Source organism: Streptomyces sp. NBC_00102 (genome assembly GCF_026343115.1).
Taxonomy (GTDB): Bacteria; Actinomycetota; Actinomycetes; order Streptomycetales; family Streptomycetaceae; genus Streptomyces.
In genome coordinates, this window is record NZ_JAPEMC010000001.1 from 3,987,501 (window position 1) to 4,013,023 (window position 25,523).

Below are 25,523 nucleotides of genomic sequence, written 5' to 3' on the forward strand. Positions count from 1 at the left end.
GGTTCTCCCCGAAATGCATTTAGGTGCAGCGTCGTGTGTTTCTTGCCGGAGGTAGAGCACTGGATAGGCGATGGGCCCCAACGGGTTACTGACCTTAGCCAAACTCCGAATGCCGGTAAGTGAGAGCGCGGCAGTGAGACTGTGGGGGATAAGCTCCATGGTCGAGAGGGAAACAGCCCAGAGCATCGACTAAGGCCCCTAAGCGTACGCTAAGTGGGAAAGGATGTGGAGTCGCAGAGACAACCAGGAGGTTGGCTTAGAAGCAGCCACCCTTGAAAGAGTGCGTAATAGCTCACTGGTCAAGTGATTCCGCGCCGACAATGTAGCGGGGCTCAAGCGTACCGCCGAAGTCGTGTCATTCCAGCACATACCCCCAACGGGGGCTGGGATGGGTAGGGGAGCGTCGTGTGCCGGGTGAAGCAGCCGCGGAAGCGAGTTGTGGACGGTTCACGAGTGAGAATGCAGGCATGAGTAGCGATACACACGTGAGAAACGTGTGCGCCGATTGACTAAGGGTTCCTGGGTCAAGCTGATCTGCCCAGGGTAAGTCGGGACCTAAGGCGAGGCCGACAGGCGTAGTCGATGGACAACCGGTTGATATTCCGGTACCCGCTTTGAAACGCCCAGTACTGAATCAGGCGATGCTAAGTCCGTGAAGCCGGCCCGATCTCTTCGGAGTTGAGGGTAGTGGTGGAGCCGATGAACCAGACTTGTAGTAGGTAAGCGATGGGGTGACGCAGGAAGGTAGTCCAGCCCGGGCGGTGGTTGTCCCGGGGTAAGGGTGTAGGCCGTGTGGTAGGCAAATCCGTCACACATTAAGGCTGAGACCTGATGCCGAGCCGATTGTGGCGAAGTGGATGATCCTATGCTGTCGAGAAAAGCCTCTAGCGAGTTTCATGGCGGCCCGTACCCTAAACCGACTCAGGTAGTCAGGTAGAGAATACCGAGGCGTTCGGGTGAACTATGGTTAAGGAACTCGGCAAAATGCCCCCGTAACTTCGGGAGAAGGGGGCCATCACTGGTGATTGGATTTACTCCATGAGCTGGGGGTGGCCGCAGAGACCAGCGAGAAGCGACTGTTTACTAAAAACACAGGTCCGTGCGAAGCCGTAAGGCGATGTATACGGACTGACGCCTGCCCGGTGCTGGAACGTTAAGGGGACCGGTTAGCTGACTTTCGGGTCGGCGAAGCTGAGAACTTAAGCGCCAGTAAACGGCGGTGGTAACTATAACCATCCTAAGGTAGCGAAATTCCTTGTCGGGTAAGTTCCGACCTGCACGAATGGCGTAACGACTTCTCGACTGTCTCAACCATAGGCCCGGTGAAATTGCATTACGAGTAAAGATGCTCGTTTCGCGCAGCAGGACGGAAAGACCCCGGGACCTTTACTACAGTTTGATATTGGTGTTCGGTTCGGCTTGTGTAGGATAGGTGGGAGACTTTGAAGCGGCCACGCCAGTGGTTGTGGAGTCGCCGTTGAAATACCACTCTGGTCGTGCTGGATGTCTAACCTCGGTCCGTGATCCGGATCAGGGACAGTGTCTGATGGGTAGTTTAACTGGGGCGGTTGCCTCCTAAAGAGTAACGGAGGCGCCCAAAGGTTCCCTCAGCCTGGTTGGCAATCAGGTGTTGAGTGTAAGTGCACAAGGGAGCTTGACTGTGAGACCGACGGGTCGAGCAGGGACGAAAGTCGGGACTAGTGATCCGGCAGTGGCTTGTGGAAGCGCTGTCGCTCAACGGATAAAAGGTACCCCGGGGATAACAGGCTGATCTTCCCCAAGAGTCCATATCGACGGGATGGTTTGGCACCTCGATGTCGGCTCGTCGCATCCTGGGGCTGGAGTCGGTCCCAAGGGTTGGGCTGTTCGCCCATTAAAGCGGTACGCGAGCTGGGTTTAGAACGTCGTGAGACAGTTCGGTCCCTATCCGCTGTGCGCGTAGGAATATTGAGAAGGGCTGTCCCTAGTACGAGAGGACCGGGACGGACGAACCTCTGGTGTGCCAGTTGTCCTGCCAAGGGCATGGCTGGTTGGCTACGTTCGGAAAGGATAACCGCTGAAAGCATCTAAGCGGGAAGCCTGCTTCAAGATGAGTATTCCCACCCCCTTTGAGGGGTTAAGGCTCCCAGTAGACGACTGGGTTGATAGGCCAGATGTGGAAGCCCGGTAACGGGTGGAGCTGACTGGTACTAATAGGCCGAGGGCTTGTCCTCAGTTGCTCGCGTCCACTGTGTTGGTTCTGAAATAACAACCGCCGTGTTTTTCCGGTTGGTTAATTTCATAGTGTTTCGGTGGTCATTGCGTTAGGGAAACGCCCGGTTACATTCCGAACCCGGAAGCTAAGCCTTTCAGCGCCGATGGTACTGCAGGGGGGACCCTGTGGGAGAGTAGGACGCCGCCGAACAATTTTTCCGGGAGACCCCCGTGCCTTGTGGCACGGGGGTTTTCTGCGTTCTGAGCGTCTAGGCTCGAACCATGCGCTACGAACTGGTCATCTTCGACAACGACGGCGTGCTCGTCGACAGTGAGCCGATCTCCAACACGATCCTCGCCGCGTACCTGACCGAGCTCGGTCACCCCACCACGTACGAGGAATCCCTGCGCGACTACATGGGGTCCGCCGTGCACCGGGTGCACGATCTGGTCCTGGAGCGTACGGGCGGGAAATTGCCCGACGACTTCGAGACGACGCTCAACGCAAGGCTGTTCGCCGCCTTCCAGGAAGAACTCGTCGTCGTCCCCGGGGTCGAGAACGTGCTGGAGTCGCTCGTCGCGGAGGGCGTGGACTACTGCGTGGCCTCCTCCAGCGGGCACGAGCGCATTCGCGTCAGCCTCCAGAAGGCCGGGCTGGACCAGTGGTTCGAGGAGGAGTGGATCTTCAGCGCGGAAGACGTCGGCCGCGGGAAGCCGGCCCCGGACCTGTTCCTGCACGCGGCACGCTCGATGGGCGTCTCCCCCGAGCGCTGCGTGGTGATCGAGGACAGCCCGCTCGGCGTCGAAGCCGCCCGGGCCGCGGGGATGGACGTCTACGGCTTCACCTCGATGATGCCGGCGGACCGGCTCACCGGAGTGACCGGGCTCTTCTCCGACATGGCCCAACTCCCCGATTTGCTGGCCTGATCCGTCTACCCACGGGTAGATCCTGGCCCTACGCTCCCGCCATGACAGATGCGCGGTTGCGGTACGGCAGGGGTTCGTTGGCGTTCAGCTTCTTCGTGCAAGGGGTGACCTTCGCACTGCTGGTGACGCGTATCCCCGCCATCCAGGACCAGTACGGGATATCCGACGGGCTGCTGCCCGTCTTCCTGGCCGCCGTGCCGATCCTCGCCGGGGTCGGCAGCGTGGTCACCGAGAAGGTGGTCGCGCGGGTGAGGCCCGGGACGGTCCTGCGCTGCGCGCAGCCCCTCGTCATGCTGGCCCTGCTCGGGGTCGGTGCGGGAGACGCGGTGTGGCACGCGGCCGTCGCGCTCGCTCTCTTCGGGCTCTCCGTGGGGGCGCTCGACGCCTCCATGAACATGATGGGCGTCAGCCTCCAGCGGGCCTACGGCCGCAGCATCATGCTCGGCTTCCACGCGGTGTTCAGCCTCGGCGGGATCGTCGGGGCCTCGCTCTCCTGGGCCGGGGCGCACTGGGACCTCTCCCTCCTCGTCTCGTACCTCCCGGCGGTCGTCGTCCTGCTGCCGGCCGCGCTGATCGGCAGCCGGTGGTACACGGAGGGCGCGGCGGAGTCCGGCAAGGCCGGTGGAGCCGGCGGGGCCGCGGCGCCCTCCGTGCCGTTCCGGCTGCTGCTGCCGCTCTGCCTGGTGATGTGCTTCGCGTACATAGGGGACTCGACGGTCTCCAACTGGAGCGCCAAGTACCTCCAGGACGTGCTGGGGAGTTCGGAGCAGCTGTCGACGGTCCCGTACAACGTCTACATGGTGACGACGCTGCTGGGGCGGGCCGTGGGGGACTACGGGGTGCGGCGGATCGGTGCGGCGGCCGTGGTGCGGGCCGGTTCGCTGGTGGCGGCCGTCGGGTTCTCGGTGGTGGCGGTGGCGCCGGACCCGTGGACCGGGATGGCCGGGTTCACCCTGCTCGGGTTCGGGCTGTGCGTGATCGTGCCGCAGACCTTCGCGGCGGCGGGGCGGTTGTTCCCCGGCGCCAGTGATGTGGCGGTCGCCCGGCTGAACATCTTCAACTACGTCGGCTTCCTCATCGGTTCGCCGCTCGTGGGGGCGCTCGGCGACGCCTGGGGTTACCGCGAGGCGATGGTCGTGCCGATGGTCCTGGTGCTGGTGACGCTCGTGTACGCCCGGTCGTTCGGCGGTGACGACGCCCGATACGGTGGCGGGCATGAGCGGGCGCGCACAGCTGATGTGGGATGACGCGGTAACGGGGTACGACTTCGGGCGCAGCCATCCGATGGACCCGGTACGCCTGGCCCTGACGATGGGGCTGGTGCGGGCTTTCGGCCTCGACGGGGCCGTGGACGTGCGGTCGGCCAAGGCCGCCGGGGACTCCACGCTCCGCCTGGTGCACCGGCCGGACTACGTGGCGGCGGTACGGGCGGCCTCGGCCGACCCCCTCGCCGCCGACCAGGGCTACGGGCTCGGGACCGTCGACGACCCCGCTTTCGCGGGGATGCACGAGGTCTCCGCGCTCATCGCCGGGCTCTCCGTGGGCGCCGCCGAGGCCGTGTGGCGGGGCGCGACCGACCACGCGGTGAACTTCACCGGCGGCCTGCACCACGCGATGCCCGGAGCCGCCGCCGGGTTCTGCGTCTACAACGACCCGGCGCTCGCCATCGCCCGGCTGCTGGAGCTGGGCGCCGAACGCGTCGCGTACGTGGACGTGGACGTGCACCACGGCGACGGGGTCCAGGCGGCGTTCTGGGACGACCCCCGGGTGCTGACCGTGTCGCTGCACGAGCACCCGCGCACCCTCTTCCCGCACACCGGGTTCCCGCAGGAGACCGGAGGGCCGGCCGGTGAGGGCGCGGCGGTCAACGTGGCGCTGCCGCCGGGGACCGGCGACGCGGGGTGGCTGCGGGCCTTCCACGCGGTGGTGCCGGAGCTGATCGCCGACTTCCGGCCGCAGGTGCTGGTGAGCCAGCACGGGACGGACACCCACTTCGACGACCCGCTCGCCCATCTCGCGGTGACGCTGGACGCGCAGCGGGCCGTGATGGAGGCCTGCCACGAACTCGCGCACGCGCACGCCGAGGGCGGGCGGTGGGTGGCGCTGGGCGGCGGCGGGTACGCCGTCGTCGACGTGGTGCCGCGTTCCTGGACCCACCTGGTGGGGATCGCCGCGCACCGGCCGGTCGACCCGGAATCGGTGATCCCGGCGTCCTGGCGGGACGAGGTGCACGCCCGCACCGGGCAGCCGGGTCCCGAGCGGATGACGGACGGGCGCACCCCCCGCTGGCAGTCCTGGGACTCGGGTTACGACCCCGTGGACCGGCTGGACCAGGCGGTGCTGGCGACGCGCCGGTCCGCGTACCCGCTGCGTGGACTGCTCGCCTGAAAGGGCCCGGTGCGCAAGGCGGCTGACGGGGCGTCGGGCGGGGACCCGCGCATGTGTGTTACGCCAACGGTGGTGCGGTGTACGGGTTGTGGCCCCCGGGGAAGGCCTGTAGGGAAGCATGGCACGGGTGTTGAGCACCGGGGCGCTACGCGCCCACCTGCTGGCGGCCCGGCTGGCGGGGCCCGTCGCCACCTCGCGCGAGAACAGTCTGCGCAGCTACCGGCTCTTCGCCGCCGGGGACCCCCGGGTGACCCTGGGGGTGCGCCCCGACGGGGTCTGGGGGGAGCGGGAGCTGCTGGGGCTGATGGCGGAGAGGTGCGGGGTCTCGGGCGATCCGGGGCGGGTGACGGGGGCCGACACGATCGACCCGGAACGCACCCTCGCGAGGCTGGACGCGTTCGCCGGTCGGCTCGCGGAGGCGGCCGCGCGACGCGCCCCGGTCCTGTTCGGTACGGGGCACCCGGAGCGGCTGACCGGCTTCTACGCCGGGCTGGCAGACGCTCTGTCGGCGGCCGGCTGTACGGTCCTCACCCCCGGGCGGGGCCGTCGTGTCGACATAACGACTCGATTCGGCGTACGTCCGTACCGGCTCGATTACGTACGCGGGGTCGCGTTCGTGCGGGAGCCCGGCGCGCGCGGCGGAAGCGGGGGGCCGGGGGCGCACACCCACTCCCCGCTGCCCGTGCGGGCCGCGCTGGAGAGTGCCGCGGAGGACTCCCGCGGGCTTCCGGAGCTGGTGATCGGCGACCACGGATGGGCCTGCGGCGCAGGTCAGCTGGGCTTCGAGGCGATGGGGCCGGCCGATGTGAACGACCCGGCGCTCTTCGTCGGCGAGGCGGAGGGCCGGGTGTCGGTGGCCGTACCCCTGGACGACGCCGTGGCGGCCGAGCACTACCTGCCTCTGACGCGCTATGTGCTCAATCGGGCCTGTCTGTCACAGTAGGCGCCCGATCGCCTCACCTCTTCCCCACTCGCATCACGCGCCCCTAATCTGGGCAGTGAGCGCACAACGACGAAGAGTCACCGGAGGGGAAGCCGGTGCGCGTCGCCTGCGGAAGGTACAGGTGGGTCATGGCTGCTGGGAGCGAGAGACCTCTGAACGAGGTCAAGTTTCTGACCGTGGCGGAAGTCGCCTCGGTCATGAGAGTGTCGAAGATGACCGTGTACCGCTTGGTGCACAGCGGTCATCTGCCGGCGATCCGGGTGGGCAGGTCGTTCCGGGTGCCCGAGCAAGCGGTTCACGAGTACCTCCGCGAATCCTTTGTGGGGGTCGAGTCCGCCTGACGTCTTTCCCTCGGATTACGTCCCTCACCAAGTGACGGGTAGGCTAGGCCGACGTAGGTCGTGTGGGCCCAGACGCCCCGCACCAGGATGAGAAGTGAGCGAGGGTAGTCGTGGGCTCTGTTATCAAGAAGCGGCGCAAGCGGATGGCCAAGAAGAAGCACCGCAAGCTGCTCAAGCGCACGCGCGTTCAGCGTCGCAACAAGAAGTAAGCGAACGCAGTTCGTGTCTCCGCAGCCCCTCCGTCGACATGGCGGAGGGGCTGCGGTATTTTTCCGCCGCTGTTTTTTCAGCGGGTCCCCGACGGTGCCTTTCCGCCCCGGTTTCCGGCTCCGTCCGCGACGAGTTCGTCAAACCCCGGTCCGGGGAAGCCGCAGGGAAACATCCACCCGCTACGGTGACCGGCAGGGGACGGCCCTTTTCGCGGGCGTCCCGCCTCGTGGACCGACGGAAGGCGCTGATCTTGGGGAAGGTCGTGCTCGTCACAGGAGCGGCCCGGCAGTTGGGAGGCCGCTTCGTGCGGCGCGTCCAGCGCGATCCCGGAGTGGACCGGGTGATCGCCGTCGACGCCACGGAGCCCGCGCACCGGCTGGGTGACGCGGTGTTCGTACGCGCCGACATCCGGCAGCCCGCCATCGCACGGGTGCTCGCGGAACACTCCGTGGACACCGTGGTCCACCTCAACGTCTCCGGCAAGGCGCTCGGCGCGGCCGGCCGGACGGCGATCAAGGAAACCAACGTCATCGGCACCATGCAGCTCCTCGGTGCCTGCCAGAAGTCGCCCACCGTCCAGCGACTGGTGGTGAAGTCCACCACCAGTGTCTACGGCGCCGCCCCGCGCGACCCGGCCGTCTTCACAGAGACGACCCCGCCGAAGTCCCTGCCGAGCGGCGGCTTCGCCAAGGACGCGGTCGAGGTCGAGGGGTACGTACGCGGCTTCGCCCGGCGCCGCCCGGACGTCGCGGTCACCGTCCTGCGCTTTGCCAACATCCTCGGCCCGATGCCGGACTCGCCGCTCGCGGACTACCTCGCGCTGCCCGTACTGCCGACCGTCCTCGGGTACGACCCCCGGCTCCAGTTCGTCCACGAGGACGACGTGATCGACGTCCTGGGCATCGCGGCGAGGGAACCCCGGCGCGGAACCCTCAACAGCGGCACCTTCAACATCGCCGGCGACGGGGTGCTGCTGCTCTCGCAGTGCGCGCGCCGCCTGGGCCGGCCCACGGTCCCGGTGCTGCTGCCCGCCGTCACCTGGGTCGGTTCGGCACTCCGCGCGGTCGGCATGACGGACTTCTCCCCGGAGCAGATCCGGCTGCTCACCCACGGCAGGGTGGTCTCCACCCTCCAGATGTACGAGACGCTGGGCTTCCGCCCGAGATTCACCACGGCGGAGACCTTCGCGGAGTACGGCCGCAGCCGCGGTCCCGGGCTGCTGCCGCCCGAGACGGTGGGCCGCGCGGTCGACCGCCTCGCCGGGCTGCCGCTCGTCGGCCCGGCGCGCCGGTCCCGGCCGGCCGTCCCGGCGGCGGAGCGTGGCGCAGGGCAGACGACGCAGACGACGCACGGCGCCAGGTAGAGGAGCGCATCGACGATGGCGGACGCCAAGGTCATTCCGTTCGACGACGACCGGTCCCGGTCCGGGGGCGGGTCACGCTCCGCGCGGCGCCGTACCGGCTCCGGCGCGCACTCCGGGCGGGCCGAGGGCGCCGCGGCGCCCGTGAGCGCCCTGCCGGGCGCCCAGGTCCCCGGACAGGCGCGCGCGGGCACCGAGCCGCCCCAGGCGGCGCACGGACCCCAGGAGGGGCCCGGGGCACGCGAGGAGGCGGCGACGCCCGGGACGCAGGAGGCGGGGGAGACCCGCGGGAGCACGGCACGCGCCGACTGGGACCGCCGGATCGCGGGCGGACTCGCCTTCCTGCGGCGGCGCGTGACCGGCGATTACGAAGTGGACGAGTTCGGCTACGACGCGGAACTGACCGACCAGGTCCTGATGTCGCTGTTGCGGCCCCTCGCGGACAAGTACTTCCGCGTCGAGGTGAAGGGGATCGAGAACATCCCCGAGGACGGCGGCGCGCTCGTCGTCGCCAACCACTCCGGGACCCTGCCCCTCGACGGGCTGATGCTCCAGGTCGCCGTGCACGACCACCACCCCGCCGAGCGCCACCTGCGGCTGCTCGCCGCCGACCTCGTCTTCCAGCTGCCGGTCGTCAACGAACTGGCCCGCAAGGCCGGTCACACCCTGGCCTGCGCGGAGGACGCGCAGCGGCTGCTGGAACTCGGCGAGATCGTCGGGGTGATGCCGGAGGGCTTCAAGGGACTCGGCAAACCCTTCGGCGACCGGTACAAGCTCCAGCGGTTCGGCCGGGGCGGGTTCGTCTCCACCGCGCTGCGCGCCGGGGTACCGATCGTGCCCTGCTCGATCGTGGGCGCGGAGGAGGTCTACCCCATGCTCGGCAACGCCAGGACCGTCGCACGGCTGTTGGGCTTCCCGTACTTTCCGGTCACTCCGACCTTCCCCTGGCTCGGCCCGCTCGGCCTGGTGCCGCTGCCGACGAAGTGGACCATCCAGTTCGGCGAGCCCATCCCGACCGACGGCTACCCGCCCGAGGCGGCCGAGGACCCGATGCTGATGTTCAACCTCACCGACCAGGTGCGCGAGCAGATCCAGCACACGCTCTACACGCTGCTCGTCCAGCGCCGCTCGGTGTTCTTCTGACGGCGTTCCTCAGCGCGCTTCCAGGGGGCGGGCGTCCGGTGTCGATCCGGATGCCCGCCCCCTGGTGTCGTACGGACGGAAGGGCTACTCGTCCGCGTCCTCCGCGCTGATGCCCAGGCCGGGGAGGAGGCCGGGCAGCAGCGGAGGCAGGGTGACGTCCGGCGTGCCGGAGCCGTCGGATCCGCCCGGCTCCTCCGACTCGTCCGAGCCCGACGGCGAGCTGCCCCCGTCGGTCGGCAGGCCGTCCAGCAGGCCGTCCGTGCCGCCGAGGAGACCGTCCCGCTCCTCCGGCGACGCCGAACCCGAGGGCGAGGCGGAGCCGCCCTCGGCCGAGGAGGCCGCGGAGGAGGGGGCCGACGACGGGGCCGCGGACGGAGAGGTCCGCGAGGAGCCACTGCCCCCCTGCGGGACCCCGGACCGCTGCGAGGCGCCCCCGCCGCTCCTGTCCGGAGTGCGCGGCAGCAGCGATTCCAGCGGCGCGACCTCTTCGTCTATGGCCGCCAGCACCGAGCTGACCTTGTCCCCGACGTCGGTGAGCTGGACCGGCAGCCGGTCGCGCAGGCTGCTCCAACTGTCGCGGTGCGAACGGGAGAACGAGTCCAGGGTCTGGATGGGACCGAGGGTGCCCTCGCGTTCGTACGCGGCGTGGAGCAGCCGGTGCCCCTCGGAGGCGTCGTGCGACATCCCGCTGAGGGCGCGCCTGATCTCACCGAGCGACTCGTGGTCCAGGTGGCCGGAACGGCCGCGTTCCATCAGGCGGCGCGCCTCGCTGAGCCGGGTCGAGGCCTGGTCGAGGAATGCCTCGCCGCGGTCGGTGTCGCTGTCGGCCATGGAGCGCTGGATGTCCTCCATGCCCCGCTTGAGGCCGTACAGCGAGTCACCGGGGAGGGCGTCGGAGCTGGCCGCGGCGACGCCGCCGAACGCCCCCGCCGCGACACCCACGGTCAGCCCGCCTGCGGTGAGCCCCTTCGCCCAGCGGGAACGCGGACGGAGCTTGCGGAGCGGGGAGGCCCGGTGGGCTCCCCTGGGGCGTTGCTCGGGCACCGTGGGGCCCGTGGACGCCCCGGCCTCGGCGGCCTCGGCGAACATCGCTTCCATGGCGGCGACGAGCTGCGCTCGCTGCACCACTTTGACTTCGGGATCGAACTGCGGCGACGGCAGTTCACCGAGGCCGTTCGCCAGGGCCAACAGTGCTCCGTGGTCGGCCTGTTCGGCCGGTTCCTCGGGCTGTACGGCCGCCGCACCCTGGGGGGACTGTTCCTCCAGGGCCTGGGCGAAGGCGTTCGCCCGCCGGTGTGCCGAAACGTTTGCGATCACTGGCGGCACCTCCTCTCGTCATGACGGTCGACTCCCCTGAGGGTCCGGAAGGTTGTACACCCGGGGTCGATGCCACTCGATGGGGTGAGTGACGCCGGTCGAGGTGTAGCTACAGGGGGCCTGCATCCGGCACAACGAGCGGCGCGGCACTTGGGTTACGGACGAAAGATGATCGGACCAGTGCGTCATGAACGCGACATACCGGAGGGCCGGGGCACGCCCCGGCGGCGGCGGGCCGCGTCAGCGGGCGTCGTCCGGCAGCAGGCGGGCGAGGGTGCGGACGGCCCGGTACTGGAGGGTCTTGATCGCGCCCTCGTTCTTTCCCATCACGCGGGCGGTCTCCGCGACCGAGAGCCCTTGCAGGAACCTGAGCGTCACGCACTCCTGCTGCTGCGGGTTGAGGCGTCGCACGGCCTGGAGCAGCGCGGCGTTGGAGAGGGATTCCAGCACGGAGTCCTCGGGGGAGCGCTCGACCTCGTTGGCGTCGAGCATCTCGCCGGTGGTGACCTCCAGCCGGAAGCGGCTGGACTTGAAGTGGTCGGCGACGAGGTTGCGCGCGATGGTGACGAGCCAGGCGCCGAAGTCGCGGCCCTGCCAGGTGAACGTGGAGATGCGGCGCAGCGCGCGGAGGAAGGTCTCGCTGGTGAGGTCCTCCGCCGTGGCCTTCCCGCCCACGCGGTAGTAGATGTACCGGTACACGGTGTCGCTGTACTGGTCGTAGAGGCGGCCGAACGCGTCGGCCTCGCCGGCCTGCGCGCGCTCGACGAGGTCCATCATGCGGGCGCTGTCGCTGTCGGCGGTGGGACGGCGGACGGTCGACGTGGCCGCGGCCGCGGCCGAGGACCCCGAGGACGCTGGGGACCCTGAGGACGCCGGGGACGCCGAGGACGCGGTCGAGGCGGCGCGGGTGCCGCGTCTTCCGACCACCGCACCGCGTTCCGCCAGGGCATAGCAAGGGCCGGCAGGTGCGGCTGCAGGGGTGGCGAGCGCGGGTACGGCGTACGCGGTGGGGACGAAGCCGCGCAAGCGGTCGAGGACCGTTGCACGCAGCGTAGCCAGGCCCGAGGCGTCAACCCCGACGTGTGGGTACACGGGACTCCCAGAGGCAGAGCTTCCATCACGAGCAGTTCGAAATCCGTCCCCTTGTGGAGGAGGGTGGCGGGCTCCGTCATTGCGTTTGAGGAGAATAACGCTTCGTACAGGCGGCACTACACCGAGTTGCTAAAATCACCGGTTGCGCCAATTCTCGTACCGCTCGGTGACTATTCCGATCGCGGATGGTGACCGGTAATTGATCGAATTGCTTCGCCATCTGTCTCTGCTCGGTACCGGTTGTGGTCGGTCACCGTCCGTCGGGCCCTCGCGGGCCGGGCGCCGCAGGGCCTGCGGGGTTCTTCCGTACGGGGTCTCGCGGGTGGGCGGTCCCGGGCGTGGCCCCTGCGGGGGTCGCGGGCCGGCGGAGGGGGAGTGCGGGGCGCACAAAGGCGCGCGGGCGGAGTGTTCGGAGGGCTGCCCGGAGGCGCACAGATGTCCGTGCCGGCGGAAGGGGTACCGGGCAGCGGACCGGGCGGCTGCGCGTGCGTACGGGCGTGCAGTGTGTACGGGCTGCGCGGGGCCGGGGACGCGGCGGCGGGTGTGCGCGGCATCGCGGGCGCGCGGAGTACCGGGGCGGGCGCGTGCGGGCGGGCGAACGCCCGCGCCCGGGCGTTCGGTCGGCCGGACGTCGGGTGGGCGCGGGCGGAGGTGGCCGCGGGTGTGGGGCGGCGAACCGGCTGCGGGGGCAGCCGTGGGTCAGCGGCGGCGGCGGTGCAGGGCGACGGCGGCGACGGTGCCGCCGGCCAGCGCCCCGACCCCGGCCGCGGCCGGGAGTGCGACCTGCGCGGCCTTGCGGCCGGTGCGGTAGTCGCGCAGCCGCCAGTCGTGGGCGCGGGCGTGCTTGCGCAGCTTGGCGTCGGGGTTGATCGCGTAGGGGTGGCCGACCAGCGAGAGCATCGGGATGTCGTTGTGCGAGTCGCTGTACGCGGCGCAGCGCCCGAGGTCCAGGTTCTCGGCCGCGGCCAGGGCGCGTACCGCCTCGGCCTTCGCGGGGCCGTGCAGCGGTTCGCCGACCAGGCGGCCGGTGTAGACGCCGTCGACGGACTCGGCGACCGTGCCGAGCGCGCCGGTGAGGCCGAGCCGGCGGGCGATGATCGTGGCGGTCTCCACCGGGGCGGCGGTGACCAGCCAGACCTTCTGGCCCGCGTCGAGGTGCGCCTGGGCCAGTGCGCGGGTGCCCGGCCAGATGCGGTCGGCCATGTACTCGTCGTAGATCTCCTCGCCGATGGACATCAGCTCGGAGACGCGGTGTCCCTTGACGATGGAGAGGGCGCTGTCGCGGGCGTCCTGCATGTGCTCCGGGTCTTCCACGCCGGCCAGCCGGAACCATGCCTGCTGCCAGGCGAACCGGGTGAGCTCGCGGCGCTGGAAGAACTTCCGCTTGTAGAGGCCCCGGCCGAAGTGGAAGAGCGCGGCGCCCTGCATCACGGTGTTGTCGAGGTCGAAGAAGGCGGCGGCGCGGTCGTCGCCGGCCACCGGGAACGCCGGTTCCTCGGGTGCGGCGTCCGCGTCCCGGCCCGTTTCGAGGAGGGTGTCGCCGTCCCCGTGCAGCGTCGCCTTGCGGGCGGCTTCGGCCGCCGCCTCGCCCGCCAGCACGCTGCGTGCCGTGGCGGGGCGCCTGCGAGGTGTGAGCCATCCAAGAGAGGCCATGCGGCGAGCATAACCATTTCACCGGGCACTTCCCGTTCCGCCGGGTACCGGGCACGTGAACTCTGCGGAACTCGCAGGGTGCTGTGGGCGGGCGGGAGAGACGCAGGGTGGGCGGGCGGGAGAGACGCAGGGTGGGCGGGCGGGTGGGGGAGAGGGGAGGAGGGCGTGCGGCGGGGTGCCGGGGCGGGGCACGGCGGGCGGAGAATGGGGCCATGAGTGCCCTGCTGCGTCGTACCAAGAAGAAGCCCGCCGACCGGATCGTCACGCTGCTCGGGAAGCCCGGCTGTCATCTCTGCGAGGACGCGCGGGCGGTGGTCGACGCGGTGTGCGCGGAGACCGGTTCGGTGGTGGAGGAGAAGGACATCACCCAGGACGAGGAGCTGTACGCGCGGTACTGGGAGCAGATCCCGGTGGTGCTGATCGACGGGGAGCAGCACACCTTCTGGCGTGTCGATCCGAAGAGGCTGCGTGCGGCACTGGGTGCCTGACTGGTTCCAACCGGTTCCACCGTTTCCGCGGGGCGGACGGCGGGTGGAAACGCCGGACGCGGCATTGAGTGCCTGAGTCAACGATTTTCGCGTACCATCATGGGCGTTTTGAGTGGTCTCGGGGGCTTGATCATGAGGAGTGTGTTCGGTTTTGCCCCCTTCGAGCCCGCAACGGGTTGATGCGATCCGTGGTTCCGGGATCAGGCGGCGAATTCGCGTGACCCCGGTCACTTTGACCGGACAAAACGGACACAATCTTTGTGCACGTGTTCACAAAGACATAGCCTGCATTCGACGGGGCGGTCTTGGGACATACGGCCGCCTACAGCCCCGCTCATCCCGCAGGAGCACCGTGGCAACTGGCCGAACTCACCGACCGGCGACCCGAAGCCGAGGAATTCCCGAGGCCACTGTCGCCCGACTCCCCCTGTATCTGCGCGCACTGACCGCGCTGTCCGAGCGTTCCGTTCCCACGGTCTCGTCCGAGGAACTCGCCACGGCCGCGGGGGTCAATTCCGCGAAGCTCCGCAAGGACTTCAGCTACCTGGGCTCCTACGGCACCCGGGGTGTCGGGTACGACGTCGAGTACCTCGTCTACCAGATCTCCCGTGAGCTCGGCCTCACCCAGGACTGGCCGGTCGCCATCGTCGGCATCGGAAACCTCGGCGCCGCCCTCGCCAACTACGGCGGGTTCGCCTCCCGTGGCTTCCGGGTCGCCGCGCTGATCGACGCGGACCCCGCGATGGCCGGTACCCCGGTCGCCGGGATTCCCGTCCAGCACACCGACGACATGGACCGCATCCTCACCGACAACGGTGTGTCCATCGGCGTGATCACCACCCCGCCCGGCGCCGCCCAGCAGGTCTGCGACCGTCTCGTGGCGGCCGGTGTCACCTCGATCCTGAACTTCGCGCCGACCGTCCTCTCCGTCCCCGAGGGCGTCGACGTGCGCAAGGTCGATCTCTCCATCGAGCTCCAGATCCTCGCGTTCCACGAGCAGCGCAAGGCCGGCGATGACGGCACGGCGGACGAGACCGACGAGGCCGCGCCGCCGATGCGCGCGACCCCCGTGAACCGGAAGGGACCCGACGGGGACATGCCCGCCGTGATGCCGGCATGAGCCTTCTCGTCGTCGGACTGAGTCACCGCAGCGCCCCCGTCTCCGTGCTGGAGCGGGCCTCGCTCGCCCAGGACGCCCAGGTCAAGCTGTTGCAGGACACCCTCGCCGCGGAACCCGCGGCCGAGGCCACCGTGCTGGCCACCTGCAACCGCATCGAGCTCTACGCCGACGTGGACAAGTTCCACGCGGGCGTCGCCGAGCTGTCGACGCTGCTCGCCCAGCACAGCCAGGTCGGGCTGGACGAGCTCACTCCCCATCTCTACGTGCACTACGAGGACCGCGCCGTCCACCACCTCCTTTCGGTGGCCTGCGGGCTGGACTCGATGGTCGTGGGCGAGGGCCAGATCCTCGGCCAGATCAAGGACGCGCTCGCCCTGGGGCAGGAGCTCCACACCGCGGGCCGGCTGCTGAACGACCTGTTCCAGCAGGCCCTGCGCGTGGGCAAGCGCGCCCACAGCGAGACAGGGATCGACCGCGCCGGACAGTCGCTGGTCACCTTCGGCCTGGAGCAGCTCGCCGCCGGACAGGACGTCGACACCTGGGCCCGGGGCAAGCGCGCCCTGGTCATCGGGGCCGGTTCGATGTCCTCCCTGGCCGCCGCGACGCTGGCCCGTACCGGAGTCGGCGAGATCGTCGTCGCCAACCGGACCCGCGCCCGCGCCGACCGTCTCGTGGAGATCCTCGGCCAGGCGTCGGGACCCGCGCTGCGGGCCCGCGCCGTGGAGATGAGCACCGTCACGGACGAGCTGACACGTGCCGACATCGTGGTGTCCTGCACCGGTTCGACGGGCCTGGTGCTGACCGCCGAGGCGATCGCGAAGGCCGTCGGCGCGGAGTACGAAGCCACGGCCGTCCCGGCGCCGAAGGCCGCCTCCGGCGCGCCCGTGGACGCGCTGGACCAGCACGCCGCCTGGGTGGAGAACGGTTCCGCCCCGGAGGACGCCGCCGGTACCGACGCCGCCGGTACCGACTCCTCGAATGCCGGCGCGGGCGCGCGGGTGACCGTGCCGCGCCGCGCCATCCCCGCGCAGAACAGCGGACCCGTGCGGCTCGCCGTCCTCGACCTCGCGATGCCGCGGGACGTGGACAGCGGTGCGCACCGCATCGACGGCGTGCGCCTGGTCGACATCGAAACGCTCGCCGAGGCGTCCGCGGACGCCCCGATGGCCGCCGACGTCGACCGGGTGCGGGGCATCGTCTCCACCGAGGTGGCCGCCTTCGGCGCCGCCCAGCGCGCCGCGCACATCACCCCGACCGTCGTCGCCCTGCGCACGATGGCCGCCGACGTGGTGGCCGGCGAGATCGCCCGGCTCGACGGACGGCTGCCCGACCTCGACGAGAAGACGCGCGCCGAGATCACGCAGACCGTGCGACGCGTCGTCGACAAGCTCCTGCACGCGCCGACCGTGCGGGTCAAGCAGCTGGCGAGCGAGCCCGGCGGCGCCGGGTACGCGGACGCGCTGCGAGAACTCTTCGACCTCGACCCGCAGACGGTGGCCGCCGTCTCCCGGGCAGACCTGAACGACCCGAATAGAGGGCGGTCATGACCGACAGCTCACCCCAGGGTGGGACCGACAACACGCCGCTGCGGCTCGGCACCCGGCGCAGCACACTCGCCATGGCCCAGTCGGGCCTGGTCGCTCAGGCGGTCAGCGAGGTGACCGGGCGCGACGTCGAACTGGTGGAGATCACCACGTACGGCGACGTCTCGCGCGAGGACCTGGCACAGATCGGCGGCACCGGAGTGTTCGTCGCCGCGCTGCGCGAGGCGCTGCTGCGGGGCGAGGTGGACTTCGCGGTCCACAGCCTCAAGGACCTGCCGACCGCGCAGCCCGAGGGCCTGGTGCTGGCCGCCGTGCCGCTCCGCGAGGACCCGCGCGACGTGCTGGTGGCACGCGACGGGCTGACCTTTGAGGAGCTTCCGGCCGGGGCCCGGGTGGGTACGGGTTCGCCGCGCCGCATGGCGCAGCTGAACGCGTACGCCCGGGCGCACGGCCTCTCCATAGAGACCGTGCCGATCCGCGGCAACGTGGATACGCGCATCGGGTTCGTACGCGACGGAAAGCTGGACGCGGTGGTTCTCGCCGCGGCCGGTCTGAGCCGTCTCGGCCGGACGGACGAGGTGACCGACTTCCTGTCGCCCGACACCGTCCTGCCCGCTCCCGGCCAGGGAGCACTGGCGATCGAGTGCGCGGCAACGAGCACCGATCTCGCCGCCGCGCTCGCGGAGCTCGACGACCCGTACACCCGGGTCGCCGTCACCGCCGAGCGTTCCCTGCTCGCCGCCCTGGAGGCCGGCTGCTCCGCACCCGTGGGTGCGTTGGCCGACCTCCTGGTCGACGGTCAGGCTGTCAACGAACTGCGCCTGCGCGGTGTCGTCGGTTCCACCGACGGTTCCTCGCTGGTGCAGCTGTCCACCACCGGTCCCGTTCCCACGTCGCAGGACGACGCGGCGGCCCTCGGACGCGAACTCGCGTCGGAGATGCTCGCCAAGGGTGCGGCCGGTCTTATGGGGGAGCGAGCACTTTGAGCCCCACCGGCCCCGCCGTGTCCGACTTTCCGCTGCTGTCCGCACAGGGACACGTCACCTTCCTCGGCGCCGGTCCCGGCGACCCGGGTCTGCTGACGCTGCGCGCCGTCGAGGCGCTTGCGAGCGCGGACGTTCTTGTCGCAGAGCCCGAGGTGCTCGACGTCGTGCGCACACATGCGCGGGCAGGCGTGAGCACCCCTGAGCTGACCGTCGTTGACGTGATGTCAACAGCCGCCGGAGTACCTGTACTCAGGGACGCGGCCAATATTGTCATGGAGGCCGCGAAGGGCGGCAGGCGGGTCGTCCGTGCTGTCGCCGGTGACCCGGGTCTGGACGGTGGCGCGGGGGCGGAGATGCTCGCGTGTGCCGCCGCCGGGGTTCCCTTCGAGGTCGTCCCGGGTGTCGCCAACGTCGTCGGCGTGCCCGCGTACGCCGGTGTCCCGCTGCGCGACGCGCAGGGGACGGACGTGCGTTTCGTGGACGCCCGTACCGCGACCGACCGCTGCTGGAGCGAGGTCGGCGCGAGCGACGCGACCGCCGTCGTCTCGACCACCCTGGACTCGGTCGCGGCGGCCGCGGGCGAGCTGGTCTCGGCGGGCCGCAAGCCCGACACCCCGCTGACCGTCACGGTCGCGGGCACGACCACCCGTCAGCGGACGTGGACGGCGACGCTCGGCACCATCGCGCAGCTCTTCAAGCAGACGAAGGTGCTCCCGTCTCCGGACGGGCACCAGCCGGTCATAGCCGTGGTCGGGGACCGTACGTCGGCCGCCCAGCGCGACCAGCTCGCGTGGTTCGAGTCCAAGCAGCTCTTCGGCTGGAAGGTGCTCGTCCCGCGGACGAAGGAGCAGGCGGCCTCCCTCTCCGACCAGCTGCGTTCCTACGGCGCGGTGCCGCACGAGGTGCCGACGATCGCCGTCGAGCCGCCGCGTACGCCCCAGCAGATGGAGCGCGCGGTCAAGGGACTGGTCACCGGCCGGTACGAGTGGATCGCGTTCACCTCGGTGAACGCGGTGAAGGCCGTACGGGAGAAGTTCGAGGAGTACGGGCTCGACGCCCGCGCCTTCGCCGGGATCAAGGTCGCGGCCGTCGGCGAGCAGACCGCCGCCGCGCTGGTCGACTTCGGTGTGAAGCCGGACCTGGTGCCGTCGGGCGAGCAGTCCGCCGCGGGTCTCCTGGAGGACTGGCCGCCGTACGACCCGGTCTTCGACCCGATCGACCGCGTCTTCCTGCCCCGCGCCGACATCGCCACCGAGACCCTGGTGGCGGGCCTGATCGACCTGGGCTGGGAGGTCGACGACGTGACCGCGTACCGCACGGTCCGCGCCTCGCCGCCCCCGGCGGACACCCGGGAGGCGATCAAGGGCGGCGGCTTCGACGCGGTGCTCTTCACCTCGTCCTCGACCGTCCGCAACCTGGTCGGTATCGCGGGCAAGCCGCACAACGTGACGGTCATCGCCTGTATCGGCCCGGCCACCGCGAAGACCGCCGAGGAGCACGGCCTGCGGGTCGACGTCCTCGCGCCGGAGCCCTCGGTGCACAAGCTGGCCGAGGCGCTGGCGGAGTTCGGCGCGCGGCGCCGGGACGCGGCCAAGGAGGCCGGCGACCCGGTGACCCGCCCGAGCGAGCGGCGACCCGGTGCGCGGCGGAGGCGTACGACGACCTGACCGGTCGGCACGGACGTACGGGCCCGGCGGCTCCCTGGTGGAGCTGCCGGGCCCTTTCCGCGCTCGTGCCCGGTGGTGGTTCCGGAGCGCGGGCGCGGGGCCCGTTTTTCCGGCAGGGGTGTCGGTAAGAGACCGATGTGGGCGGGTCTATGGTCAAAGAATGACTGCGTACGGAAACTTCCCCGGCTCCCGCCCCCGGCGGCTGCGGACGACCCCGACGATGCGACGGATGGTCGCCGAGACCCGCCTCCACCCCGCCAACCTGATCCTGCCCGCGTTCGTCCGCGAGGGCATCGACGCGCCGGTCGAGATCTCGGCGATGCCGGGCGTGCGGCAGCACACCCTGGACACCCTGCGGAAGGCCGCCGTCGACGCGGTCGAGGCCGGGGTCTCCGGGATCATGCTCTTCGGCGTTCCGGCCGACGAGAAGAAGGACGCCCGGGGCACGGCGGGGACGGACCCGGACGGCATCCTCCAGCAGGGCCTGCGCGCGGTGCGCAAGGAGGTCGGCGACGACCTCGTCGTCATGTCGGACCTCTGCCTGGACGAGTACACCGACCACGGCCACTGCGGTGTGCTGACCGAGGACGGCCGCGTCGACAACGACGCCACCCTGGAGCGGTACGCCGAGATGGCCCAGGTCCAGGCCGACGCGGGCGCCCACACGGTCGGCCCGAGCGGCATGATGGACGGCCAGATCGGTGTGATCCGCGACGCCCTGGACCAGACCGGGTACGAGGACGTGTCGATCCTCGCGTACACCGCGAAGTACTCCTCCGCCTTCTACGGCCCCTTCCGGGAGGCCGTCGGCTCCTCGCTCCGGGGCGACCGCAAGACGTACCAGCAGGACCCGGCGAACATCCGCGAGTCCCTGCGGGAGCTGGCGCTCGACCTGGAGGAGGGCGCCGACATGGTGATGGTCAAGCCCGCCGGCCCGTACCTCGACATCCTCGCCAAGGTCGCCGACTCCGTGAACGTGCCGGTCGCGGCGTACCAGATCAGCGGCGAGTACTCGATGATCGAGGCCGCCGCCGAGAAGGGCTGGATCGACCGCGACGCGGCGATCCTGGAGAGCCTGACCGGTATCCGGCGCGCGGGTGCGTCGATGATCCTGACGTACTGGGCGACGGAGGTCGCGCAGCGGCTGGGCGGGCGCTCGGCGTAGCCGTCACCGTACCGGCGGGGGCCCGGCGGGCGTGTCCGTGCGGATGGCCTGCCGGGCCTCGCCGTACCCGCTCGACTCCGGCCCCCGGCATACGGGTTCGGCGCGCGGGGTACCGGCCTGCCGGGGTGGTGGCACGATGCCCGGGTGAACCACTTCTCGCGCTTCGCCAAAGGTCCCAGCCCCGGTAGTAGCGGGATGCGAGAGCCCCCGGAACCCGTGCCGACCGAGCCCGGGCGGTGGCCGAAGCTGGAGGCGGCGCTCGCCGTGGTCAACCGCGACCTGCTGGCGACCCTGCCGGACCAGGACGCGCTGGTGCTGATGGGTGTCCCGTCGTACGAGCCCGCGTCCCGGGCGTTCACCGGCGAGGAGCAGGTCTACGTGGCGATGTCCGACGGCCGTTGGCAGGGCAACGCGGTCAACGCGTCGGACCTGGAGGAGGGCGACCCGCCGGAGCCGGGCGACCCGCACACGGTCCTGGCCGTCGTCGCGGAGGCCGCGCAGGACACCCTCATGGAGCTGCTGTGGCAGGCCTGGCCCGTCTGTCCGGCGCACGGGACCGGCATGCACGTCCAGGCCGCGGGGACCAGCGGCGGTTGGCCCCACCCAGACGATCCGGATCCGGTGGGCCCGCCGGTGTGGTGGTGCGGTGGCGGGCGGGACGGTGGGTGTCATGATGCGTCCGCGGTAGGGGAGTTGGCCGTCGACGGTCCGACCGGGTCGTCCGGTGAGGGGCGTTGACGGGTCGGGAAGGGCGCTCTCGGTCGCTCGGGCTCCCGGACCGTGTCCCATGTGGTGGGTCGGACGAGACGTTTCCAGCGGCGGGGAGCGGCCGCGAGTCCCCCGTACCGGTTTCTCGGACACTCGCTCACGCGGATTCGACAGCGACTCCTCCTGCCCGGATGGTCTGCCGGCGCTCCACTGCGGCCTTCACCAGACCGGCGAAGAGCGGGTGCGGGCGGGTCTGTGACCCAGAAGTTCCATCTCTCGTTCATCTGCAACTTCACCCCGGACGACTGGCAGGGCCCGTTCGGCACGGGCGGCTCCCCGTGGGACGGCAAGTTCTACACCGAGGTGGCCCAGGACCTGGAGCGCGCCTGCTTCGACTACGTGATCATCGAGGACAAGCTCATGGTCCCCGAGAGCTACGGAGGCTCCTCCGAACGGGCCCTGGGCCAAGGCATCGTCGCGCCGAAGCACGACCCGGTCCCGCTCGCCGCCGCGATGGGGCTGGCCACCTCTCACCTGGGCATCGTTGCCACTCTGTCGACGATGGCGTACCCGCCGTTCATCACGGCGCGGCTCTCCTCGACGATGGACAGCATGCTCGGGGGCCGATTCGGCTGGAACATCGTCACCAGCGCCGAGAACCTGGCCGCCCAGAACTTCGGGCTGGCGGAGCTGCCGTCGCGGGAGGCCCGTTACTCGGCGGCCGACGAGTACGTCGACGTGGTCCGGCAGCTGTTCGCCTCCTGGGACGCGGACGCCGTGGTACTCGACCGGGAGAAGGGGATCTACGCCGACCACACCAAGGTCCGGCCGATCCACTTCAAGGGCGAACACTTCCAGGTGCGCGGCCCGTTGAACACCGTGCCCTCCCCGCAGCACAGGCCCGCGTTCGTGCAGGCCGGCGCCTCACCCCGGGGCCGGCGGTTCGCGGCCCGCAACGCGGACTCGGTCATCGCCGTCGCCAACGGCGTGTCCGGCATGAAGCAGTTCCGCGACGACGTGCGCAAGCACGCCGAAGAGGCCGGACGCGACCCCGACGACGTGAAGGGGCTGTTCTGCGTGACGCCGACCGTCGGCGAAACCGAACAGGACGCCCGCGACAAGTATGAGCGGGCGGTCTCCTCGCCCCAGTTCATCCACGACATCCTCGCCGAGACCTCCGCGCTCACAGAGATCGACTTCGCGCAGTTCGACCTCGACAAGCCACTGCCGTACCGGCTGGAGACCAACGGCGAACAAGGTTCATCGGACCAGCTGCAGCAATGGGGCAGCGGGAAGACCCTGCGCGAACTGGTCATCGACGGCGCCGGAGGGCTCGTCTCCTCGCTGGAGCTGATCGGCACGCCGGACCAGGTGGCCGAGCAGATGGGCGCGGCGATGGAGGAGGTCGGCGGCGACGGGTTCATGCTGACCACTCCGGTGCTGCGGCTGAACCGCCGCTGGATCGCCGACATCACCGACGGACTGATCCCCGCGCTCCAGCGCCGGGGCCTGACCCGGACGGCTTACACGCCGGGCAACACGCTGCGGCAGAATCTCAAGGAATTCTGAGCAGGGCCGTAGCGATCGGCACCCGCCGGTTCCTTCGGCCTTCGCCCCGGATCACGCCGTGGGGTGAAGGCCGAAGGGTGCCTCGCGGCGTATCGTCTCGCGGTACCAGCGGCCCCATTTGTCCAGCTCGTCGGTGATGGACTCCAAGCTCTGCCCGACCTCGGTGAGCGCGTACTCGACCCTCGGCGGCACCTCGGCGTACACGGTGCGTGTCACCAGGCCGTCGGCCTCCAGTTCCCGCAGCTGGCGGGTGAGCATGCGCGGGGTGACACCTTGCAGCGCGTGCCTCAGCTCACCGAACCGGTGGGTGCCCGAGACCAGCTGTTTGAGCACGGCCAGCTTCCAACGCCCCCCGAGCATCTCCATGGCGAACTCGACCGCACATTCCTCCGGGACGTCCTCGACGCCAGAACGCACTGCTGACCTCCATTGGTATGCAGAATGTGCCTAGGGGACATCAAAGACCGTACTTGTGACGGGTGTTGGTACTCCCTGAAGCTGAGCGTATGGCAAAGAAGCAGGCACCGTCACCGGTGCGGGTCACCGGGAAGACGGAAAACACGGGGCCTTCTCAGCCCCCGTCCACACGGCGATGGCTGGTTCTGGCCGTGGTGTCGGGAAGCCTGCTGCTGTGCGGCATCGACCTCACCGTGCTGCACGTCGCCGTGCCCAGCATGAGCCGGGAACTCAATCCCACGCCCTCGGGGCTGCTGTGGATCGTCGACGTCTACTCACTCACGCTCGCGGCCCTGCTCGTCACCTGCGGCACGCTCGGCGACCGCCTCGGTCGGCGCCGCATGGTGCTCAGCGGGTTCGCCGCCTTCGGACTGGCCTCGGCGGCGGCGGCCTTCTCCACCTCGACGGCGCAGCTCATCGCGGCGCGGGCCGCGCTCGGAATCGGTGCCGCCATGATCATGGCATCCACAGTGGCGATCATCAGGGTCGTCTTCACCGACGACCGTGAGCGCGCCTTCGCCATCGGGATCTGGACCTCCGCCCACAGTGCCGGTGCGACGATCGGCCCGCTGATCGGCGGTCTGGTCACCGCGCGGTGGGGCTGGGGTGCGGTCTTCCTGATTAACGTTCCGATCGTCGTCATCCTGCTGGCCGTCGGTGTCAGAGTCATTCCCGAGTCGAAGAATCCCGTCCCCCGCCGCTGGGACCTGGCCAGCGTGGCGCTGTCCGTCATCGGTCTGGCCTGTGTGGTCTACGCGCTCAAGCAGGCCGGCGAACACGCGGGCGTGAACTGGCTCATTCTCACTGCGGCCGCCGTCGGGAGCTTCCTGCTCCACCGTTTCGTACGCCGCCAGCGACGCATCGAGGAGCCGCTCCTCGACTTCTCCCTCTTCGGCGAGCGTCGCTTCACCACCGCCACCCTGTGCGTGATCGGCTGCTTCGGCTCTTACGTCGCCCTGCTGTTCTTCCTCACCCAGTGGCTGCAGCAGGTGGGTGAGTACACACCCCTGCGCGCTGGACTGGCTCTGATGCCCCTCGCGGCCGCCAACGCCATCGGCGCGATCACCGCACCCTGGGTATCGAGCCGATGGGGCAACCGGTGGGCGCTCACCGGAGCACTTGTCCTGTTCGCCACCGCCCTTCCGCCATGGCCGCCACCGGCGACACCGGCCACTACGGCGTGCTGCTCCTCCCGCTGCTCGGCGCGGGATACGGTGCCGGCATCGTGATGACACTCGGTGCCGACTCGATCATGGGCGCCGCCCAGCCGGAGCGTTCGGGGGAGGCGGCGGCGATCCAGGAGACCTCCTTCGAACTCGGCGCCGGCCTCGGTGTCGCCGTTCTGGGCAGCGTCCTCGGCGTCGTCTACCGGACCAGTCTTCCCCCCCTGCCGGATCTCGATCCGGTCCAGCGCGCAGCGGCCGGTGAATCGTTCTCCAGCGCCGAGAATGTCGCCGCCGGCCTCCCGTCCGAAACCGCGCGGGAACTGCTGCGCACGGCACGGCAGGTCTATGACCAGGGCTTCACCACCGTGCTGGTCATCGCCGCCCTCGGCCTGATCGCCACGGCTGCCGCCGCAGCCGTGATGCTGCGCCCGCCGGAGCACCCGTAGAGCGACCTGCCAGAACCGGCCGGGCGAGCAGGCGCCGGCTTCGAGCGGCCCACGACGGCACCTCGGAGGGCTCCCTGACCATCCGGCTGCGAGGGGCACGGGGGCACCGCACGTGGGGCGCCGCGCCCGGTCAGCACCGGGCTGATGAGACCGAGCGGCCTGCGGCCGTCGCGCCGTACGACGGTCCGGCCGGGCACACCGCCCTCAGCCCCTCGGGGCCCAGAGCTCGTCGCCCTCACCGCGGTCGAGGTGCTCGGAGTAGACGCCGATCTTCCAGACGATGACGGAATGGCACTCCTCCAGGGCCCGGATCTGTGCTTCGACGCGCTTCTGGTGGGCATCGAGGAGCTGGAGCCGGTCGGCCTCGTTGCCCGGCCCGTTCCGTACGAGCTCGGCGAACCGCCTGAGTTCGGCGAGCGGCATCCCCGACTCCCGCAGTTTCACGCAGACCATCAGCCATTCCACGTCCGCCGCGGTGTAGCGGCGCCGGCCGGCCGCGTCCCGTCCCACCGGTCCGACCAGCAGGCCCTCACGCTCGTACAGGCGCAGGGTGTGCACGCTCAGGCCGGTCCGCTCGGCCACCTCGCCGATGCTCAGCGGCACTTCGCGGGTCCTGGTAGTCGTCATGCCCTTCAACCTAA

Annotated in this window: 23 protein-coding genes and 2 rRNA genes (1 of these 25 only partly in view); 20 read left to right on the plus strand and 5 right to left on the minus strand. The window is 70.1% G+C overall.

Annotated elements, in window-relative coordinates; genetic code table 11:
• From OHA55_RS17755 to OHA55_RS17800, 10 genes are all read left to right on the plus strand, one after another.
• A 23S ribosomal RNA gene (locus OHA55_RS17755) occupies window positions 1-2,213 on the plus strand (it extends 912 nt beyond the left edge of the window).
• 74 nt (window positions 2,214-2,287) lie between these two features.
• Window positions 2,288-2,404 (plus strand): 5S ribosomal RNA (gene rrf / locus OHA55_RS17760).
• Window positions 2,405-2,475: 71 nt separating this feature from the next.
• The gene (locus OHA55_RS17765) at window positions 2,476-3,120 is read left to right on the plus strand and encodes an HAD family phosphatase (RefSeq protein WP_266707443.1); all 645 of its coding nucleotides are present in this window, start codon (window positions 2,476-2,478) and stop codon (window positions 3,118-3,120) included.
• Between the two features lie 41 nt (window positions 3,121-3,161).
• Window positions 3,162-4,367: an MFS transporter gene (locus tag OHA55_RS17770; protein WP_266707445.1), complete on the plus strand. Its 1,206-nt coding sequence runs from the start codon at window positions 3,162-3,164 to the stop codon at window positions 4,365-4,367.
• On the plus strand, window positions 4,336-5,508 hold the full coding sequence (locus OHA55_RS17775) for an acetoin utilization protein AcuC (RefSeq protein ID WP_266707447.1): 1,173 nt from the start codon (window positions 4,336-4,338) through the stop codon (window positions 5,506-5,508). The genes OHA55_RS17770 and OHA55_RS17775 overlap by 32 nt, the downstream gene beginning before the upstream one ends.
• Window positions 5,509-5,635: 127 nt before the next feature.
• A complete protein-coding gene (locus tag OHA55_RS17780; protein ID WP_266710761.1) occupies window positions 5,636-6,451 on the plus strand; it encodes a phosphatase in 816 nt (271 codons plus the stop codon).
• Window positions 6,452-6,579: 128 nt separating this feature from the next.
• The gene (locus OHA55_RS17785; RefSeq protein ID WP_014046653.1) at window positions 6,580-6,792 is read left to right on the plus strand and encodes a helix-turn-helix domain-containing protein; all 213 of its coding nucleotides are present in this window, start codon (window positions 6,580-6,582) and stop codon (window positions 6,790-6,792) included.
• Window positions 6,793-6,902: 110 nt separating this feature from the next.
• Window positions 6,903-7,001, plus strand: coding sequence for an AURKAIP1/COX24 domain-containing protein (locus tag OHA55_RS17790; protein ID WP_003948845.1), 99 nt, complete (start codon window positions 6,903-6,905; stop codon window positions 6,999-7,001).
• A 251-nt stretch (window positions 7,002-7,252) separates the two neighbouring features.
• Window positions 7,253-8,365 carry an NAD-dependent epimerase/dehydratase family protein gene (locus OHA55_RS17795; RefSeq protein WP_266707449.1) on the plus strand — a complete coding sequence of 371 codons (1,113 nt, stop codon included), beginning with the start codon at window positions 7,253-7,255 and terminating at the stop codon, window positions 8,363-8,365.
• Window positions 8,366-8,380: 15 nt separating this feature from the next.
• Window positions 8,381-9,505: a lysophospholipid acyltransferase family protein gene (locus tag OHA55_RS17800; RefSeq protein ID WP_266707451.1), complete on the plus strand. Its 1,125-nt coding sequence runs from the start codon at window positions 8,381-8,383 to the stop codon at window positions 9,503-9,505.
• Between the two features lie 84 nt (window positions 9,506-9,589).
• On the opposite strand, the gene OHA55_RS17805 is transcribed toward OHA55_RS17800, so the two are convergent.
• The 3 genes from OHA55_RS17805 to OHA55_RS17815 all read right to left on the minus strand — a co-directional run bounded on the left by OHA55_RS17805 (window position 9,590) and on the right by OHA55_RS17815 (window position 13,567).
• The gene (locus tag OHA55_RS17805; protein WP_266707453.1) at window positions 9,590-10,822 is read right to left on the minus strand and encodes a DUF5667 domain-containing protein; all 1,233 of its coding nucleotides are present in this window, start codon (window positions 10,820-10,822) and stop codon (window positions 9,590-9,592) included.
• A gap of 240 nt (window positions 10,823-11,062) precedes the next feature.
• Window positions 11,063-11,914, minus strand: coding sequence for an ECF subfamily RNA polymerase sigma factor, BldN family (locus OHA55_RS17810; protein ID WP_266707455.1), 852 nt, complete (start codon window positions 11,912-11,914; stop codon window positions 11,063-11,065).
• Between the two features lie 699 nt (window positions 11,915-12,613).
• The gene (locus OHA55_RS17815; protein ID WP_266707457.1) at window positions 12,614-13,567 is read right to left on the minus strand and encodes an HAD family phosphatase; all 954 of its coding nucleotides are present in this window, start codon (window positions 13,565-13,567) and stop codon (window positions 12,614-12,616) included.
• A 212-nt stretch (window positions 13,568-13,779) separates the two neighbouring features.
• Here OHA55_RS17815 and OHA55_RS17820 point away from each other — a divergent pair, with 212 nt between their 5' ends.
• From OHA55_RS17820 to OHA55_RS17855, 8 genes are all read left to right on the plus strand, one after another.
• The gene (locus OHA55_RS17820; RefSeq protein WP_266707459.1) at window positions 13,780-14,055 is read left to right on the plus strand and encodes a glutaredoxin family protein; all 276 of its coding nucleotides are present in this window, start codon (window positions 13,780-13,782) and stop codon (window positions 14,053-14,055) included.
• A gap of 352 nt (window positions 14,056-14,407) precedes the next feature.
• Complete coding sequence (locus tag OHA55_RS17825) at window positions 14,408-15,175, plus strand: redox-sensing transcriptional repressor Rex (protein ID WP_266707461.1); 768 nt, start codon at window positions 14,408-14,410, stop codon at window positions 15,173-15,175.
• Window positions 15,172-16,722 (plus strand): glutamyl-tRNA reductase, encoded by a 1,551-nt coding sequence (locus OHA55_RS17830; RefSeq protein WP_266707463.1) that lies wholly within the window; start codon window positions 15,172-15,174, stop codon window positions 16,720-16,722. Before OHA55_RS17825 ends, OHA55_RS17830 begins: the two co-directional genes overlap by 4 nt.
• On the plus strand, window positions 16,719-17,705 hold the full coding sequence (gene hemC / locus OHA55_RS17835) for a hydroxymethylbilane synthase (RefSeq protein WP_266707465.1): 987 nt from the start codon (window positions 16,719-16,721) through the stop codon (window positions 17,703-17,705). The genes OHA55_RS17830 and hemC overlap by 4 nt, the downstream gene beginning before the upstream one ends.
• Window positions 17,702-19,372 (plus strand): bifunctional uroporphyrinogen-III C-methyltransferase/uroporphyrinogen-III synthase, encoded by a 1,671-nt coding sequence (locus OHA55_RS17840; protein ID WP_266707467.1) that lies wholly within the window; start codon window positions 17,702-17,704, stop codon window positions 19,370-19,372. The genes hemC and OHA55_RS17840 overlap by 4 nt, the downstream gene beginning before the upstream one ends.
• Window positions 19,373-19,532: 160 nt before the next feature.
• Window positions 19,533-20,537, plus strand: coding sequence for a porphobilinogen synthase (gene hemB, locus OHA55_RS17845; RefSeq protein WP_266707469.1), 1,005 nt, complete (start codon window positions 19,533-19,535; stop codon window positions 20,535-20,537).
• Between the two features lie 195 nt (window positions 20,538-20,732).
• On the plus strand, window positions 20,733-21,275 hold the full coding sequence (locus OHA55_RS17850; protein WP_266707471.1) for a hypothetical protein: 543 nt from the start codon (window positions 20,733-20,735) through the stop codon (window positions 21,273-21,275).
• Between the two features lie 225 nt (window positions 21,276-21,500).
• Window positions 21,501-22,814, plus strand: a complete 1,314-nt coding sequence (locus OHA55_RS17855) for an NtaA/DmoA family FMN-dependent monooxygenase (protein ID WP_266707473.1) — start codon at window positions 21,501-21,503, stop codon at window positions 22,812-22,814.
• 51 nt (window positions 22,815-22,865) lie between these two features.
• Here the strand turns inward: OHA55_RS17855 and OHA55_RS17860 are convergent, their stop codons facing one another.
• Entirely contained in the window at window positions 22,866-23,231 is a 366-nt protein-coding gene (locus OHA55_RS17860) for a helix-turn-helix domain-containing protein (RefSeq protein ID WP_266707475.1), read from the minus strand.
• A 191-nt stretch (window positions 23,232-23,422) separates the two neighbouring features.
• Between OHA55_RS17860 and OHA55_RS17865 the strand changes: the two genes are divergently transcribed.
• Together OHA55_RS17865 and OHA55_RS17870 are read left to right on the plus strand one after the other, a co-directional pair.
• Window positions 23,423-24,499: an MFS transporter gene (locus OHA55_RS17865; RefSeq protein WP_266707477.1), complete on the plus strand. Its 1,077-nt coding sequence runs from the start codon at window positions 23,423-23,425 to the stop codon at window positions 24,497-24,499.
• Window positions 24,418-24,882: a hypothetical protein gene (locus OHA55_RS17870; RefSeq protein WP_266707479.1), complete on the plus strand. Its 465-nt coding sequence runs from the start codon at window positions 24,418-24,420 to the stop codon at window positions 24,880-24,882. The genes OHA55_RS17865 and OHA55_RS17870 overlap by 82 nt, the downstream gene beginning before the upstream one ends.
• Before the next feature lie 204 nt (window positions 24,883-25,086).
• Here the strand turns inward: OHA55_RS17870 and OHA55_RS17875 are convergent, their stop codons facing one another.
• Window positions 25,087-25,509, minus strand: coding sequence for a MerR family transcriptional regulator (locus OHA55_RS17875; protein ID WP_266707481.1), 423 nt, complete (start codon window positions 25,507-25,509; stop codon window positions 25,087-25,089).
• Window positions 25,510-25,523 lie beyond the last annotated feature (14 nt).